Origin of the sequence: Citrobacter sp. Cpo148 (assembly GCF_030332375.1) — a bacterium.
Taxonomy (GTDB): domain Bacteria; phylum Pseudomonadota; class Gammaproteobacteria; order Enterobacterales; family Enterobacteriaceae; genus Citrobacter; species Citrobacter portucalensis.
Genome location: NZ_JAOWHY010000034.1, coordinates 403,634 through 419,684, shown reverse-complemented (window position 1 = coordinate 419,684; position 16,051 = coordinate 403,634). Strand labels below are relative to the sequence as shown.

Genomic DNA, 16,051 nt, shown 5'->3' with positions numbered 1-16,051 from the left:
AAAACACGCCATGCTGAAACTGACCTTTCTGGTCAACAAGTTTTTAACATCAACACGTAATTATAAATCTCGCCAGTAAGATAGTTTTGACGTTTACTATGTTGCACCTTTTTATTTCCACCGTGAGGGATTATGCGTTTCAGGCAATTGTTACCGCTTTTCAGTGCGCTATTCGCGCTGTACATCATTTGGGGTTCCACGTACTTCGTTATTCGCATTGGCGTTGAAAGCTGGCCGCCGTTAATGATGGCAGCCGTACGTTTTCTCTCCGCGGGCATTTTATTAACAAGTTTCTTACTTATTCGTGGGCATAAGCTGCCCCCCTTACGCCTAATCCTGAACGCCGCGTTAATTGGTATCCTGCTGCTGGCTGTGGGTAATGGGCTGGTCACCGTCGCAGAACACCAAAATGTCCCTTCCGGTATTGCCGCCGTGGTGGTCGCCACCGTCCCGTTATTTACGCTGTGTTTTAGCCACTTTTTTGGCATCAAAACGCGCAAGCTGGAATGGTTGGGGATAGCGATTGGGCTAGCAGGGATCATCATGCTGAACAGCGGGGGCAATTTAAGTGGCAATCCGTGGGGCGCTATTTTGATCCTAATCGGTTCAATAAGCTGGGCGTTTGGCTCGGTGTACGGTTCACGCATTACCCTACCCGTTGGCATGATGGCCGGAGCCATTGAAATGTTAGCCGCCGGTATTGTGCTGATGTGTGCATCGCTACTCTCCGGGGAAAAACTGACCACCATGCCAACATTTTCAGGCTTTATGGCGGTGGCTTACCTGGCCCTGTTTGGCTCCATTATTGCCATTAATGCGTATATGTTCCTGATCCGCAATGTCAGCCCGGCGCTAGCCACCAGCTATGCCTACGTCAATCCGGTTGTTGCCGTGCTGTTAGGTACCGGTCTGGGGGGAGAAAGACTGGCCCCTATCGAATGGCTGGCGCTCGGCGTGATCGTGTTTGCTGTGGTGCTGGTAACGTTGGGGAAATACCTGTTCCCTGTTAAAGCGGATGCCGTTGCTACCCCGTCGGAAAAAACGTTACAGTAAATGAATACCGAGTGTGTCGATCTGCGCGGTGTCGCCACCGCCGCAGATCCACTCGATGACACGTTCAGATAACGCTTCATCGTCCAGCTTTTCGCGACCACGCAGGGCGCACTCCCAGACAATCAGTACGCGCCAGCCCAGAGCCTGCAACTTTTCACAATCCCGCGCATCGCGCAGGACATTTTTGCCTATTTTTTCCAGCCAGAATTCCGTTCGTGTCGCGGGGACTTTAAACAAATAGCAATCGTGGTGGTGCCAGAAACAGCCGTGAGTAAAAATCACACAATGATAATCATCCACCACAAAATCGGGGCGACCGGGTAACGTCGCATCCTGCACGCGAAACGTTACCCCCTGCTCTGTCAGCACGCTGGCAAGGCGTTTTTCAATTGCGGTATCGCGGGTAGCTATCGCCCGCATATTTTTACTGCGTGTTGCTTTATCGTGAACGTCTGCCACGCTGATTCTCTTTCTCGCGAATAGCAACTGCCTGCCTGATTTTCGGCTCCAGCAACCTGGCCACCGCCGCAAATGCCGGAACGACCACCGAATTACCAAACTGGCGATAAGCCTGGGTATCTGACACAGGGATCCTGAACTGATAGCCCTGCGGAGATTCAAACCCCATCAGACGCGCGCACTCTCTGGGCGTAAGTCTGCGTGGGCGGTGGCGCTGATTCTGCGGATCGTCAAAATCTTTCTCACCCAGCGCCATATCCCAACCACGGTCAATCAGGATCTCCGCCCCATCCTTATAATAACGCGCAGATAACGTGCGCGTTACGCAATCAGGGTTACCGGGATACACCATGCCATAGCCAAATCCATTGCCCCGCGCCTGATGCTTTTTCGCATAGCGATAGAGGTATTTCCACAACACCGGCGTCAGTACATATTTCGCATCGACGGTCGGTTCAAGCAGTTCCGCCAGCGTGGTACGCCGCGGCGGATAACGCGTGACAATATCCCGCAGCGTGAAGTCTGATTTCAAATTCAGATCGCGTCGGAAGCCGACAAGCACGATACGTTCGCGATGCTGAGGCAAAAAATGTTGCCCATCGATAATTTTCGGATCGTCCGGGCCGTTATCCGCCGCATCCGCTACGTCATAACCCAGCTCGTCCAGCGTTTGCATAATGATGCGAAACGTTTTGCCCTGATCGTGACTCTTCAGGTTTTTGACGTTTTCGAGCACAAATATGGCTGGCCGACGCGCATCAATAATACGCACCACGTCAAAAAATAGCGTGCCTTGCGTATCACAGGCGAAACCATGTGCCCGCCCTAACGCGTTTTTCTTTGATACACCAGCCAGAGAAAATGGCTGGCAAGGGAATCCGGCTAACAGCACGTCATGTTCAGGAACATGCTGCCGAATATGTTCTGCTGCCTGCTGGTCACTCACCCCATCGTGATGGCTGAGTGTGATATCACGAATATCTTCATTAAAGTTGTGCTGGAGCGGATCGCAGTAGTTGTTCGCTTTATAGGTGCGCACCGCATGCTTGTTCCACTCACTGGTAAACACGCACTGCCCGCCAATCGCTTCAAAGCCGCGACGAATACCGCCAATACCGGCAAAAAGATCGATAAAGCGAAAGGCATAATGCGGATGATGCGCAGGTGGTTTCGGCAACAAAGTATTCAGATGAATGAGCTCGCGGTCGCTGAGGCGATGCCATGTTTCATTAGCAACCACTCGCTTAAAGATGGCCGGGCTCCAGCGGTTCTCACCAACGCCATTCAGATGAGCAACCAGCGTTTTCACGTCATATATTTCAAGCAACTTGGCCAACATCACCTGCACGTCGGTCTCGTTTTCATCTGTCATCGGGTTCATGGAGCCTGCTACTGAAAAATTATCCTGCATACATTTAACCGGCAGAAATGGATAACCGACAGATTAACATAAATTAGCACGGTTGACGTTTCAGCCGTATTGACGACTAGCGCGCTTTAAAGGGTTGAATCGCGTCAAGATCCAGCATTTCGTATTCTCCTTTTAACTCCGCACTCAGCTTCGCCATATACGTCAGTAAAAAATCCGCATTATGTTGTGCCAAATGCCTCCCTTGTTCTGTTTGCATCGTCAACGGCAACGTCAATAACTTGGTCTGGAAGTGATCGAGCGCGTACTGTTTATCGTCAAGGCTACGCTTTCGGGCAAACGGATCTTCCGCATCAAACAGCGCAACCCCTAACGCCCCTGAAACGGCAAATACGCGCGCTAAACCAATTGCACCCAGCGCCTCAAGCCGGTCTGCATCCTGCACGATTTTCGCTTCAAGGGTTTCTGGCGCGATTTTTGCGCTAAAACTGTGCGCCTCAATGGCATGACACACTGCCGATAACCGCTGTTGTGGAAAATCCGGAAAATCGCGCATCAAAACACGACATGTTTCCTTGGCTGCCAGTACCGACGAACAATGACGCTCAGGATGGTTCTTTGGCAGACTGACGAGATCGTGGAAGTAGCACGCGGTCAACACCACCAGCCAGTCTACGGTTGCATCTGTACTCAGCTTTTGCGCCGTTATCCACACACGTCGAAAGTGAAAGATGTCATGTGCAGCATCTTGTCCAGAATGGTTATCAGCTAACCAGGCTTCAAATCGCGACTGCCAGTCGTGCAGTTTCATGCTATCTCCCTTTGTAGAAAGAAAATCACCTTAGCAACAATTTTCATTGCAGACCACTGCCCGCCCCATTACATAATCATCTTTTATTATTGCACTAAAAATAAAATCCACATGAATTTATAAAACCCACGACACCAATATCGAAAAATAATTTATATGAATATTAAAAACAAACATCCAAAACAAATAAAATGCACATAACAAATAAATAGATAAACACATATAACTAACTGATTAAAAACAATTCACATGGCGAATACCAATGTAATTAACACACACGCATAATTATACAAAGATGCAAAAGAAACATTTTGAAATATTTTAAATACATTTGTTACATGTTATATTTTAAATTAAATGAACTTCATAGATAGTATCCAAATGTAGTCACTCGGATAGTACTACATATTCATTTTAATTATCATGCAAAGGGAATACATAATGAAAAGAAAAGTATTGGCACTGCTTCTCCCTGCTTTATTAGCTGCAGGCGCAGCAAATGCGGCTGAAATCTATAATAAGAACGGCAATAAACTGGATCTGTACGGTAAAGTCGATGCACGTCATGTCTTCTCCGAAGATACTACTGAGGACGGGGACGCTACATATGTACGTCTGGGTTTTAAAGGTGAAACTCAGATTAATTCTGATCTGATCGGTTTTGGTCAGTGGGAATACAATATTCAAGCAAATGAAATTGAAGATGATAATGCAAATACCGCTACTCGTCTGGGTTTTGCGGGTCTGAAATTCAGTGATTATGGCTCCTTCGACTATGGCCGTAACTATGGCGTGCTGTATGACATCGAAGCATGGACCGACATGTTGCCTGTATGGGGCGGTGATTCATACACCTACACTGATAACTTTATGACAGGCCGTACCAACGGTGTAGCAACTTACCGCAACACTGATTTCTTTGGCTTGGTTGAGGGCCTGAATTTTGCACTGCAGTATCAAGGTGCAAATGAGAGCAAAAACTCTGTCTTTGGTCAGGAAGGAACCAACAACGGTCGTAATGTGCGCAAACAGAACGGCGACGGTTTCGGTATGTCCACCACTTACGACTTCGGCATGGGTATCAGTGCTGGTGCAGCATTCTCAACGTCTGACCGTACCAATGAACAACAGTATGGTACCACTGCAAATGGTGAAAAAGCAGAAGCCTGGACTGTTGGTCTGAAATACGATGCTAACAACATCTATCTGGCAACCATGTATGCGGAAACCCGCAATATGACCCCAGTAGGAAGTAGCGATTGTAGTATCTGTTTTGCCAACAAAACTCAGAACTTCGAAGTAACGGCTCAATACCAGTTTGATTTCGGTCTGCGTCCGGAAATTTCTTACCTGCAATCTAAAGGTAAGGACCTGACTGAAGACATGGGATTCATTACCAATAAGTACAACAACAAAGATCTGGTTAAGTACGTATCTATTGGTGCTAACTACTACTTCAACAAAAACTTCTCCACCTACGTTGATTACAAAATCAACCTGCTTGACGGCGATGATGCATTCTACGACGCAGTCGGTATTTCTACTGATGATGTTGTAGGTGTTGGTATGATCTACCAGTTCTAATTGACGCAAAAACAAGCAAGCCCGCTTCATATGAAGCGGGCTTTTTATTTATACGAAACGTATTTTTTTACCACGCGGGCATTACAACGATAAACTTGTGAGGATACTCAAAGAAAAAAACATCCATGAGAACTGTCGTTGAAAGCGAGGCGTGCAAGTGCTTGAATAGTGGCGGAGAGAGGGGGATTTGAACCCCCGGTAGAGTTGCCCCTACTCCGGTTTTCGAGACCGGTCCATTCAGCCGCTCTGGCATCTCTCCGTTTTGGCGGTTGCCATGATGCCAGGTAATTTGGCATTTTAACAGACCCCGTTCCGTCAATTTCGTTCAAGTGACGAGTTTGCGAGCAAAACGATGATTAAGTGGCCCTGGAAAGAGCAAGAAACAACCCGGAGTGACGACTGGCCGTGGGACGACGCCCTGGCTATTCCTCTTCTGGTGAATCTCACCGAGCAAGAACAAGCCAGGCTTATCGCCCTGGCCGAGCGCTTTTTACAGCAAAAAAGATTGGTAGCGCTTCAGGGGTTTGAACTGGATCCACTAAAAAGTGCGCGCATTGCGCTGCTTTTCTGTTTGCCTGTTCTGGAATTGGGGATCGAGTGGCTCGACGGGTTTCATGAAGTTCTCATCTACCCTGCCCCGTTTGTCGTGGACGATGAATGGGAAGACGATATTGGGCTGGTACATAACCAACGTGTTGTACAGTCCGGGCAAAGCTGGCAGCAAGGTCCAATAATCCTCAACTGGCTCGACATTCAGGATTCTTTTGATGCCTCCGGCTTCAATCTGATCATCCATGAAGTGGCACATAAGCTTGATATGCGTAATGGCGACCGCGCCAGCGGTATTCCGGCGATCCCTCTGCGAGATATTGCCAGTTGGGAGCACGACCTGCATGCCGCAATGAATAACATTCAGGATGAAATTGATCTGGTCGGTGAAACCGCGTGCAGTATAGATGCCTACGCAGCGACCGATCCTGCCGAATGCTTTGCCGTTCTATCGGAATATTTCTTCAGTGCCCCTGAATTATTTGCACCACGTTTTCCGGCCTTATGGCAACGTTTCATTCAGTTTTACCGCCAGAACCCCATGGAGCGGTTACGCGATACCCGCTAAGGTGGCCATTGTCGCTCACCAAATGTGCATTAACGCTGAATTTGAAGATTAATTAACCAATTGAAATGACGCGCTAATTTTACTGTTGACACCTCATGGTCAGGTCAGTAATATGCGCCTCGTTCACACGATTCCTCTGTAGTTCAGTCGGTAGAACGGCGGACTGTTAATCCGTATGTCACTGGTTCGAGTCCAGTCAGAGGAGCCATATTTAAGAAGCCTGCTTAGGAAACTAAGCAGGCTTTTTGCTTTTCAGGTCGCTATTAAATCCCTCTCATAAGCCTCCTGCCCGCTCTGCACCGCTGTTACATGCCGCATCACAACGTTGATTAAAGTTATGTAAATGTAAATCGTTTAAACTTTGCAATTATTGTAAGTGCTAGTGATTATCATTTATTGTACGCGAGCCAAAGGAACGAGCCCCCCGCTCGGTTCACTGTACGTTCCAATTACTCTGGGATATAAACGATGAATTCTCTGCCTCGCGCCGGACTGCGCCGTATCACCCTTGCCTCTGCCCTGGTCTTCTCTGTTAGCCTACCGGCTTTCGCTCAGGAAACGTTAACGCTCTATACCACCCGTGAACCGGGTCTGATCCAGCCTTTGCTTGATAGCTGGACCAAAACCAGCGGCATCAAAGTCAGTACGGTCTATATCAAGGACGGTATGCTTGAGCGCGTTAAAGCTGAAGGTAAAAATTCACCTGCTGACCTGCTGATGACCGTTGATGCCGGTAACCTCATTGATTTAGTGGAAGCGGGTGTAACTCAGCCAGTAGAGTCAGAAGCACTGAAAACCGCTATTCCGGCCAATCTGCGCGGCGCAGATAATCAGTGGTTTGCGCTGTCGATGCGTGCCCGCGTGCTGTATGCCGAGAAGTCACTGCCAATCGATAACTGGCATTACGAACAACTCGCCAGCCCTGAGTACAAAGGTAAAGTTTGTATTCGTTCCGGACAGCACCCGTATAACACAGCGCTGATCGCCGCAATGATTGCTCATCACGGTGAAGCAAAGACCGAAGAATGGCTGCGCGGCGTGAAAGCTAACCTGGCGCGTAAAGCTACCGGTGGCGACCGCGATGTAGCTCGCGATATTCTCGGCGGCATTTGCGATATTGGTCTCGCCAACTCCTATTACGTCGGCCATATGAAAAACGCCAAAGAAGGCAGTGATGCACGTCAGTGGGGCGATGCGATTAAAGTCGTTAAACCCACCTTTGAAAATGGCGGTACACACGTCAACATCAGTGGCGCAGCTGTAGCCCGCTATGCACCAAATAAAGCCGATGCCGTTAAGCTGATGGAATATCTGGTTTCCGCACCTGCCCAGCAGCAGTATGCGAAAGCGAACTTCGAATACCCGGTACTGAAAGGCGTGACGCTTGATCCGGTTATCAGTGCAACTATTGGTGAAATCGACGTCGATAAAACGCCGTTAACCGAAATCGTTAAATATCGTAAACAAGCTAGTCTGCTGGTAGATAAAGTTGGATTCGATCAATAAACCTCTGCAGTTTCCGACGTTACGCGGCCTGGTTTCCGGGCCGCAGTCATTATTAACGCCGCTACATCTTGGCGCGCTGTGCGTAGCGCTTGGCGTTCTGACACCGATCATTGCGCTGATTTGGCAGGCTACCCAGGCCGATTTATCTCACTGGGATAATCTCCTGACGTATGTACTGCCTGCCGCACTAAAAAATACCGTGCTGTTATTAGCCGGTGTCGCGGTGATGGTCGGCGTGATTGGCGTAGGCAGCGCATGGGCGGTAACGGCATGGGATTTTCCTGGACGTAAAATACTTAGTTGGGCGTTACTGTTGCCGCTGGCGATGCCGACCTACATTGTGGCCTTTGCATGGCTCGATCTGCTGCATCCGATTGGCCCTCTGCAAACGTTTATCCGTTTTTTATTGGGTTTTGACAGCCCAAGACAGTTCCGACTGCCTGATTTACGCTCACTTTCCGGCGCAATCATCCTGCTCGGATTAGTGCTATACCCATACGTGTATCTGACAACCCGCGCCATGTTTATTAGCCAACCGGCTCATTTACTGGAAGCCGCACGCACGCTGGGATGCAGCGCGACCGGAACCTTTTTTCGAGTTGCTTTGCCCATGGCTCGTCCGGCGTTGGCCGTTGGGATCAGTCTGGCACTGCTGGAAACGCTCAACGATATTGGCGCATCGGAGTTTCTCGGTGTACAGACGTTAACCGTTACCGTGTACACCACATGGATCTCGCGGTCTGATTTATCTGCCGCGGCACAAATTGCCTGCATGATGCTGATGTTTATATTCCTTATTCTGACGCTGGAATTTTATGGTCGCAGAAAACAAGGATTCAGCAGCCGCAGCCTGCGGGAAATTCAACCAACGCGCGTGCGTGGCTGGCGTGGTTGGCTGCTCGGTGGCGTTATTTCACTGCCGGTTGTGCTGGGTTTTCTGGCTCCGGTACTGTTTTTAATGTGGGAAAGCGCCAAACGTATAGGTGATGAGAACCCCCTTTCCTCTTCGTTACTGTCAGCATTGCAAAATACGCTATCGCTGGCAGCGGGAACTACGCTAGTGGTGGTTTGCGTCAGTATGCTGGTGGCCTGGAGCGCGCGTCATAGCGCCGCAGACAACGCCATGCCGGGATTTCGTCGCGGCGTGATGCGTCTGGCCTCTTTAGGCTATGCGGTTCCCGGCACAATTCTGGCGATTGGTTTTTTACCCCCCGCCATGGCTGTCGACCGCTGGCTGGCAGATTTACTGGATGTTCGCGGCCTGCCGCTGATGTCCGCCGGGATCCTGCTGGTAATTTGTTGTGCCATGCGATTCCAGGCGATTGCCATTGGCGCGCTGGATTCTGGTCTGGGCCGCATTCCACCTTCGCTGGAACAGGCGTCTCGTCTGTTGGGTGAGAATGGTGCGGGGACGTTTGCACGAGTCCATTTTCCCCTGCTGCGCCCGGCGTTAGTCAGCAGTGCCCTGCTGGTTTTTGCTGATGCCATGAAAGAGCTGCCAACAACGTTGCTTTTGCGCCCGGTCAATTTTGAAACGCTGGCAACGTTGCTGTATGCGGAAGCCGCACGTGGAACCTATGAAGAAGGTGCTATCGCCGCGCTAATGATTGTTTTAGCTGGCACGCTACCGGTTATTTTGTTGGTGCGTCACCAAATGACTCGCCGTGGTTAAGAGAGCAACAATGTCAGAAATTGCATTACGACTCCAGGATGTACACGTTGCTTATGGCAACAGCCAGCAATCGGTACTGAGCGGATTTTCAATGTCGGTACGTAAAGGTGAAATTGCCTGTCTGCTGGGCGCTTCAGGCTGCGGAAAAACCACGGTGCTACGCGCAGTAGCCGGATTTGAACGCCTGCAAAACGGAGAGATCTATGTGTCACAGCGACGTGTTGCCGGTCCCGGCGTTCATCTGCCACCGGAAAAACGTCATGTCGGCATGGTCTTCCAGGAATATGCGTTATTCCCCCATCTGACCGCGCAGCAAAATGTGGCCTTTGGATTGCGTCGCATGCCGCGTGAGGAACAACAGGCCAGAGTGACTGAGCTGTTGAAAATGGTGGAGTTACACAGCCATGCCAACCGATATCCGCATGAGCTTTCCGGCGGGCAACAACAGCGTATCGCCCTTGCTCGCGCGTTGGCGCCACATCCGGAAATCCTGTTGCTGGATGAACCCTTCTCCAGCCTGGATAAACGCACGCGTGAGCGTCTTGGCAACGAGGTACGGGATATTTTGCGCGCCGCCGGGCAAACGGCGCTGTTGGTTACCCACAGTGAACACGAAGCCCAGCTAATGGCTGACCATATTGGCGTGGTAAAAATGGGGCAGTATCAAATTAAAAAAGCGACCCATCCGACCTGAAGGTAAACAGGGTCGCCCTGAAAATTAATAATGCTTCTGTACCAGGCTGATGTTCACCGGCATACCGGAACGTCTTTCCAACGCCTGGCTCCCGCGGCTCACATCCACGTCATTCCCGCTGATAAAGGTGCGCAAAGCGGGAGTGACTGGCAAAGGCACCTTTCTGTCAGACTCGTATTCCGAACGGTTTCGTGACAGCGGCTCATGTACTTCCACCCAGCGACTACCGTCCGGCTCTTCGCTGTATTTCACCGGTCGGTCAATTAATTGTACACGCGTCCCTACAGGCACCGTATCAAACAGGTACTTGATGTCGTCATTCCGCAAACGGATGCACCCCTGGCTTACCCGCAGACCAATACCGAAATTGGCATTTGTCCCGTGAATGGCATAAAGCCTGCCAATATAAATTGCATACAGGCCCATCGGATTTTCTGGTCCGGCAGGAACAAATGCCGGCAAGCTTTCCCCGCGAGCGGCGTATTCACGTCGGGTATTTGGCGTCGGCGTCCAGCTTGGTGCTTCCTGCTTACGTTCTACCGCTGTCACCCAGTTACGCGGCGTTTCTCTACCCGCCTGACCAATGCCAATGGGTAAAACCTCAACCGTATTGCTGCCAGCAGGATAATAGTAAAGCCGCATCTCGGCGACGTTGATGACAATCCCCTCACGCACGGTATCCGGAAGTATCAGTTGCTGTGGCACAACCAGCGTTGAACCCGATTTAGGCAGAAAAACATCGACGCCCGGATTGGCTTCAAGCATATTGCTCAACCCCTGCCCGTACTGAGCGGCAAATGCCTCCAGCGGCTTGGTGTTTCCTTGTGGAACCGTAATAGTCAAAGTGCTACCCACCAGGCGACTCCCCTCTGGCGGCAGCGGATAACTCACCGCCTGCGCTCCCTGACTCGCAAGCAGCATAATGAGTGAACAAAGCAGTTTTACACGACGCATCTTTTTCCTTTCCTTCGTCGCAACAGATATCCGTAAAGTATAGCTTTTATTATCTGTTTTAGTGGCTTACAACATATTTGCGCATAAAAAAACCTCGCCATCAGGCGAGGTTCAGGTTGAGCAGTAACTACGCTTCCTTACCATCTGGAAGCACGATGTTACTGGCGGCGAGCTGCCCCATATTTTTGTACATCGCACAGGCAGCTTCAATAATCGGCATCGCCAACGCGGCCCCGCTACCTTCGCCTAAACGCATCCCCATATTCAGATAAGGATCCAATTCAAGATGCGCCAGCGCGGTGCGGGCGCCCTTCTCAGCGGAGAAGTGTGACGGGATTAGGTAGGGTTTAATCTGCGGCGCAATCTGGCTGGCCGCCAGAGCAGCAGAATACGAAAGAAAACCATCCAGCACGACCGGCAGGCCACAGGAGGCCGCCCCCAGCATCACCCCCGCCATACCGACAAGATCAAACCCGCCAACCTTAGCCAGCACATCGACACCGTCATGGCGATCCGGTTGATTGACGGCAATTGCCCGGCGCACAACGTCTACCTTATTCCCCACCCGAGAAAGAGGAAGGTTAGCGCCAATACCCACGACTTCCTCAGCATCACTGCCGGTCAGCACGCTGACAATGGCCGCCGCAGGTGTGGTATTTGCCATACCAAGCTCCCCGACGCCAAACAGCGTTACACCGTCTTTTGCCAGTTCATGGGTATAGCGGATGACTTCCAGCAACAGCTCCTCGGCCTGCGAACGGCTCATTGCCGGACCTTCGGCTATATTGCCGCAGCCGCGTGCCACTCGCATATTCACCACACCGGGAATAGGTTCAGCATCAATCCCAACATCTATCACATGAACCTTCGCCCCAGCCTGAGCGGCCAGGACGCAGACGCCGGTCGTTCCACGCGTCATATTGGCAGCCTGTATAGCCGTGACAACTTTAGGCGAAACGGCAACCCCTTCATCCCACACGCCGTGATCGGCGCACATCACCAGCATCGCTTTGCCGTTCACATGCGGCACACCCTTCAGGCCAGGCATCCCGGCCAATTGTACGGCGAGAGATTCGAGTCGCCCTAAACTTCCCGGCGGCTTAAGCAAGCCGTCAATATGCTGCTGTGCACGAAGCATCGCGGCACTGTCGGGTGATGGGATCGTGCGGAGTAAAGAGGTTAAAGTCTGCATAAGGGTTCCAGTATGTGGGCTGACTCAGAGCAGAGCCAGCAAGAAAATCAACTCGCCAAGTTCAATGGCAGCGCCCAGCGTATCGCCGGTTTGCCCACCCAACGTGCGTTTTAATAACTGCCCAAGAATAAAAATCGCCACTATTGTGACAACCAGCGCTGCCACGCCGCGCATGCCGGGAAGTAGCACGGCGGCAAGGATCGCCGCTAATCCCAACGTAACGCAGGTTTGACGCCCGGTGACTTTGCCAATAAAAACGTTGCCCAGTCCTTCTTCGCGGGCATAGCGATGCCGATACATCAGCAACACCGCCGTTCCTCTCCCGGCGACACATGCCGCTGCCAGCGCGGCCAGCATCGGCGTGCCACGCAAAGCCAGTTCACTCACCACCAGTACCTTCGCCAGTAAAACGAAAATTAACGCCAGCCCACCGTGGGTGCCCAGACGACTGTCGCGCATGATTTCCAGCATCCGCTCGCGTCGGCGCGCCGAAAAAATGCCATCACAGGTATCCGCCAGACCATCCAGATGAAATCCCCCGGTCAGCAATGCCAGTGTCAGCACCGCAAAAAGGGCCGCCAACGGAATACCGCACCAGGGCTGGAGCGCCATAAAGACCAGCCCCGTCAGCCCTCCCAACACGACGCCAATCAGGGGAAACATTACAATACCGCGGGAATAGTGCTCGAAATCCAGTCCTTGCGACCAGCGAGCAGGAACGGGCAAGCGACTGATAAAAGAGAGCATTGCCCAGAACAACTTACTCATTTAATTTTGACTCCAATTCCTGATACCACCAGCCAGACCTCATCTGCTGCCGCCGCCAGTCGCTGGTTCACGCGTCCTGCAATATCACGAAAATGCCGCGCCAGACGGTTCTCCGGCACAATCCCCATTCCCACTTCGTTAGTGACCAACACGATCTTTGCCGGGCAGCGCTGACAGGCTGCGATCAGCGAACGGATTTCACCTTCGATAGACTGCTCCATCGCCGCGTAATCCCAGCTGTCCGGATCGCTTTCACCGCCCAGCGCAAACAGCAAATTGGTCACCATCGTGGTGATGCATTCCAGCAGAATGGCTTCATGAGGATCGTTCGCGGCCGTGATCAGTTCATCAAGATGTTGCCAACGTTCGGCTGTACGCCAGTGCGCAGGACGTCCATCGCGATGATGCTGAATTCGCGCAGCCATCTCCTCATCAAAAATCTGCGAAGTCGCAATATACAAAACGTTTGGGGAATCAGCGATCAGCGCTTCCGCATGCCGACTCTTGCCGCTTCGCGCGCCGCCAGTAACCAGAATCATCATACTGGCTCCCGGTGTTGCTGCATGATGGTATAAATTTTTTCAATATCGATGTGTTGCCGCATCGCATCCGCCAGCAGATCAAACTGCTGCGATTTATATTGCGCGTAATGGAAGGTGGAATCCAGCGGAGCTAACCCTTTACGTTCTCGCAGGCCATTGACCAACGCACGGGTGAAATCATCGCTGTCGAAAAGACCGTGAAGATAAGTGCCGAACGCCAGACCATCCGGAGTGACCGCGCCGTCAGCAACGCTGCCGCCGTCTTTGTACAACGTCATCACCGACCGGCATTCATCGGTTAATGCTGTTTCGCCCATATGAATTTCATAACCGCGAACGGATAACCCCGCCGTGCCCGCCAGCCAGTCAGGCAGCGATGAAGACATTTGTCCCTCAACCAGGGTCGTGGTTTTGTGCTGGGCAAAATGGGTGACTGTATTGAGTAAGCCCAGACCCGGCAGCGTACCGAGGCCCGACTCTACTTCATCAATGATGGTGTCGCCGAGCATTTGATAGCCGCCACAAATCCCCACCACCGGTACGTTATTACGATGTAATTGCACGACGCCATGCGCCATCCCACTTTCACGCAGCCATACCAGATCGCCAAGGGTATTTTTGCTGCCCGGCAAAATCACCAGATCGGCCCCCGCCAGCTCTTCAGGCTGGCGAACATAGCGCACGCGCACATCCGGCTGCGCAGCAAGCGCATTGAAATCAGTAAAGTTAGAAATGTGCGGTATTTGAACAACGGCGATGTCGATGTCGCGTTTGTCAGTGCGCAAATACTTGCCCTTTTGCAGCGCAACGCCGTCTTCATCTTCCAGATCAACATCCAGCCATGGCATCACGCCCAGCACAGGAACGCCGGTCAGCGCTTCAATTTGCTCGATACCGGAGTGCAGCAGCGTCACATCACCGCGAAACTTGTTGATGATCACCCCTTTTACCCGCGCGCGCTCGTGATCGTGCAACAGCGCCAGCGTGCCGTAAATGGAGGCGAACACCCCGCCACGATCGATATCCGCCACCAAAACGACAGGGCACTGCGCCATCTCGGCCATACCCATATTGACGATATCGCGATCGCGCAGGTTAATCTCTGCCGGGCTCCCCGCTCCTTCCAGCACCAGCACATCGAACTCCTGCGCCAGGCTGTTATAAACTGACAGGATCTGTTCCCGCAGACGTGGCTTGTACTCGTGGTAACTCACCGCGTCCATATCGGTTGCCACTTTACCCATCAGCACTACCTGCGCTTTTCGATCGCTGGTCGGTTTAAGTAACACCGGGTTCATACGCACATCTGGCGTAATGCCTGCGGCTTCGGCCTGAAAAATTTGCGCGCGGCCCATTTCTTTTCCCTCTGGCGTAATGCCAGAGTTCAGCGCCATGTTCTGCGATTTGAACGGCGCGGTATGCAGTCCATCCTGATAAAAAATACGACACAGCCCGGCGACCAATACGCTTTTACCCACATCAGATGCCGTTCCCTGCAACATTATTGCCTGCGTCATGACGCCTCCTTCAGTGCGTTCTCTCGCATACAGCTAAAAAATTCAGCCTCTGTTTTACACAGCGGGAAGCCCAACTCTGTATGCAGCTTCACCAGCCAGGGCTGAGTTAATCCCGCTTGTTCAATAAGATCCGTACGGGCGAAAACGTCGCCTGGCGTACCGTGCGTGAGCACTTCGCCCCGGCGTAAAACGTACACCGCATCGCTTACTTCATAGATAAGATCGATATCATGGCTGGAAATTACGACGTGGTTTCCTTGCGCAACGATGCGTTTGATTATCTCAATCATCTGCGTGCGGCCTGACGGGTCGAGGCCCGCAGTAGGTTCATCCAGCAGCAGATACTGCGCCTGCAACACCAACGCCCCGGCAATTGCTACCCGTTTTTTTTGCCCATGGCTTAAACACTGAATGGGCTGATGGCGAAAATGCTGGGCGTCGACCAGCGTAAGCGCATCTTCCACGCGGCGAGCGATTTCAGCTTCATCCACCCCAAGATTGCGCAGGCTAAAGGCGATATCACTGTCGATATCGGTATAAAAGATTTGCTGATCGGGGTCCTGAAATACCGTTGCCACCTGTTGACGCAGCGCCAGCAGGCCGCGCTTGCTGTAATCCAGCGGTTTGCCCTGCCACATCACCGCGCCTTGCTGTGGGCGCAGTAAACCGCTCAGGTTCATGAACAGCGTGGATTTCCCGCAGCCATTAGCGCCTACCAGTCCGGTGACGGCATGCGTCGAAAAATCCAGCGTTAGCCCTTTGAGGATCGGGTCATCCTGATAGCGAAACCAAAGCGCTGAGGTGGCAAGCATA

15 protein-coding genes and 2 tRNA genes are annotated in these 16,051 nt (G+C 51.8%); 7 read left to right on the top strand and 10 right to left on the bottom strand.

Annotated features, from left to right (window positions below; all coding sequences use genetic code 11):
* Positions 1-132 precede the first annotated feature (132 nt).
* Entirely contained in the window at positions 133-1,053 is a 921-nt protein-coding gene (gene yedA / locus OGY10_RS03800; RefSeq protein WP_003834062.1) for a drug/metabolite exporter YedA, read from the top strand.
* On the opposite strand, the gene OGY10_RS03795 is transcribed toward yedA, so the two are convergent.
* From OGY10_RS03795 to OGY10_RS03785, 3 genes are all read right to left on the bottom strand, one after another.
* On the bottom strand, positions 1,045-1,512 hold the full coding sequence (locus OGY10_RS03795; protein WP_286576299.1) for a very short patch repair endonuclease: 468 nt from the start codon (positions 1,510-1,512) through the stop codon (positions 1,045-1,047). The genes yedA and OGY10_RS03795 overlap by 9 nt on opposite strands.
* Entirely contained in the window at positions 1,493-2,923 is a 1,431-nt protein-coding gene (locus OGY10_RS03790; protein WP_079935377.1) for a DNA cytosine methyltransferase, read from the bottom strand. Before OGY10_RS03790 ends, OGY10_RS03795 begins: the two co-directional genes overlap by 20 nt.
* 76 nt (positions 2,924-2,999) lie before the next feature.
* Complete coding sequence (locus OGY10_RS03785; RefSeq protein ID WP_125363757.1) at positions 3,000-3,692, bottom strand: phosphohydrolase; 693 nt, start codon at positions 3,690-3,692, stop codon at positions 3,000-3,002.
* 441 nt (positions 3,693-4,133) lie between these two features.
* Between OGY10_RS03785 and ompC the strand changes: the two genes are divergently transcribed.
* Complete coding sequence (gene ompC, locus OGY10_RS03780) at positions 4,134-5,276, top strand: porin OmpC (protein ID WP_208744154.1); 1,143 nt, start codon at positions 4,134-4,136, stop codon at positions 5,274-5,276.
* Positions 5,277-5,445: 169 nt separating this feature from the next.
* On the opposite strand, the gene OGY10_RS03775 is transcribed toward ompC, so the two are convergent.
* Positions 5,446-5,535 (bottom strand) — tRNA-Ser (locus OGY10_RS03775).
* Positions 5,536-5,628: 93 nt separating this feature from the next.
* Here OGY10_RS03775 and mtfA point away from each other — a divergent pair.
* The 5 genes from mtfA (at position 5,629) to OGY10_RS03750 (ending at position 10,265) form a co-directional block, all read left to right on the top strand.
* Positions 5,629-6,393 carry a DgsA anti-repressor MtfA gene (gene mtfA / locus OGY10_RS03770; protein ID WP_032943883.1) on the top strand — a complete coding sequence of 255 codons (765 nt, stop codon included), beginning with the start codon at positions 5,629-5,631 and terminating at the stop codon, positions 6,391-6,393.
* Between the two features lie 132 nt (positions 6,394-6,525).
* A tRNA-Asn gene (locus tag OGY10_RS03765) sits at positions 6,526-6,601 on the top strand.
* A 260-nt stretch (positions 6,602-6,861) separates the two neighbouring features.
* Positions 6,862-7,899 (top strand): extracellular solute-binding protein, encoded by a 1,038-nt coding sequence (locus OGY10_RS03760; RefSeq protein ID WP_003834073.1) that lies wholly within the window; start codon positions 6,862-6,864, stop codon positions 7,897-7,899.
* Positions 7,883-9,571 (top strand): ABC transporter permease, encoded by a 1,689-nt coding sequence (locus OGY10_RS03755; protein WP_191227065.1) that lies wholly within the window; start codon positions 7,883-7,885, stop codon positions 9,569-9,571. Before OGY10_RS03760 ends, OGY10_RS03755 begins: the two co-directional genes overlap by 17 nt.
* 10 nt (positions 9,572-9,581) lie before the next feature.
* Positions 9,582-10,265, top strand: coding sequence for an ABC transporter ATP-binding protein (locus OGY10_RS03750; RefSeq protein ID WP_032669186.1), 684 nt, complete (start codon positions 9,582-9,584; stop codon positions 10,263-10,265).
* A gap of 24 nt (positions 10,266-10,289) precedes the next feature.
* On the opposite strand, the gene ldtA is transcribed toward OGY10_RS03750, so the two are convergent.
* From ldtA to OGY10_RS03720, 6 genes are all read right to left on the bottom strand, one after another.
* The gene (gene ldtA, locus OGY10_RS03745) at positions 10,290-11,219 is read right to left on the bottom strand and encodes a L,D-transpeptidase (protein WP_008785129.1); all 930 of its coding nucleotides are present in this window, start codon (positions 11,217-11,219) and stop codon (positions 10,290-10,292) included.
* Positions 11,220-11,346: 127 nt separating this feature from the next.
* Complete coding sequence (gene cobT, locus OGY10_RS03740) at positions 11,347-12,411, bottom strand: nicotinate-nucleotide--dimethylbenzimidazole phosphoribosyltransferase (RefSeq protein ID WP_008785130.1); 1,065 nt, start codon at positions 12,409-12,411, stop codon at positions 11,347-11,349.
* 24 nt (positions 12,412-12,435) lie between these two features.
* The gene (gene cobS / locus OGY10_RS03735) at positions 12,436-13,179 is read right to left on the bottom strand and encodes an adenosylcobinamide-GDP ribazoletransferase (protein WP_003834082.1); all 744 of its coding nucleotides are present in this window, start codon (positions 13,177-13,179) and stop codon (positions 12,436-12,438) included.
* Positions 13,176-13,721 (bottom strand): bifunctional adenosylcobinamide kinase/adenosylcobinamide-phosphate guanylyltransferase, encoded by a 546-nt coding sequence (gene cobU, locus OGY10_RS03730; protein WP_111465414.1) that lies wholly within the window; start codon positions 13,719-13,721, stop codon positions 13,176-13,178. The genes cobS and cobU overlap by 4 nt, the downstream gene beginning before the upstream one ends.
* Complete coding sequence (locus tag OGY10_RS03725) at positions 13,718-15,238, bottom strand: cobyric acid synthase (protein ID WP_153687540.1); 1,521 nt, start codon at positions 15,236-15,238, stop codon at positions 13,718-13,720. The genes cobU and OGY10_RS03725 overlap by 4 nt, the downstream gene beginning before the upstream one ends.
* Positions 15,235-16,050 carry an energy-coupling factor ABC transporter ATP-binding protein gene (locus OGY10_RS03720; RefSeq protein ID WP_003839037.1) on the bottom strand — a complete coding sequence of 272 codons (816 nt, stop codon included), beginning with the start codon at positions 16,048-16,050 and terminating at the stop codon, positions 15,235-15,237. Before OGY10_RS03720 ends, OGY10_RS03725 begins: the two co-directional genes overlap by 4 nt.
* Position 16,051 lies beyond the last annotated feature (1 nt).

Bases quoted from the DNA above. Each gene is read 5' to 3' on its own strand.
- OGY10_RS03790 (WP_079935377.1), bottom strand. From the start codon at position 2,923: ATGCAGGATAATTTTTCAGTAGCAGGCTCCATGAACCCGATGACAGAT.
- OGY10_RS03760 (WP_003834073.1), top strand. From the start codon at position 6,862: ATGAATTCTCTGCCTCGCGCCGGACTGCGCCGTATCACCCTTGCCTCT.
- cobS (WP_003834082.1), bottom strand. From the start codon at position 13,179: ATGAGTAAGTTGTTCTGGGCAATGCTCTCTTTTATCAGTCGCTTGCCC.
- cobU (WP_111465414.1), bottom strand. From the start codon at position 13,721: ATGATGATTCTGGTTACTGGCGGCGCGCGAAGCGGCAAGAGTCGGCAT.
- cobT (WP_008785130.1), bottom strand. From the start codon at position 12,411: ATGCAGACTTTAACCTCTTTACTCCGCACGATCCCATCACCCGACAGT.
- ompC (WP_208744154.1), top strand. From the start codon at position 4,134: ATGAAAAGAAAAGTATTGGCACTGCTTCTCCCTGCTTTATTAGCTGCA.
- ldtA (WP_008785129.1), bottom strand. From the start codon at position 11,219: ATGCGTCGTGTAAAACTGCTTTGTTCACTCATTATGCTGCTTGCGAGT.
- OGY10_RS03725 (WP_153687540.1), bottom strand. From the start codon at position 15,238: ATGACGCAGGCAATAATGTTGCAGGGAACGGCATCTGATGTGGGTAAA.
- OGY10_RS03720 (WP_003839037.1), bottom strand. From the start codon at position 16,050: ATGCTTGCCACCTCAGCGCTTTGGTTTCGCTATCAGGATGACCCGATC.
- yedA (WP_003834062.1), top strand. From the start codon at position 133: ATGCGTTTCAGGCAATTGTTACCGCTTTTCAGTGCGCTATTCGCGCTG.
- mtfA (WP_032943883.1), top strand. From the start codon at position 5,629: ATGATTAAGTGGCCCTGGAAAGAGCAAGAAACAACCCGGAGTGACGAC.
- OGY10_RS03785 (WP_125363757.1), bottom strand. From the start codon at position 3,692: ATGAAACTGCACGACTGGCAGTCGCGATTTGAAGCCTGGTTAGCTGAT.
- OGY10_RS03750 (WP_032669186.1), top strand. From the start codon at position 9,582: ATGTCAGAAATTGCATTACGACTCCAGGATGTACACGTTGCTTATGGC.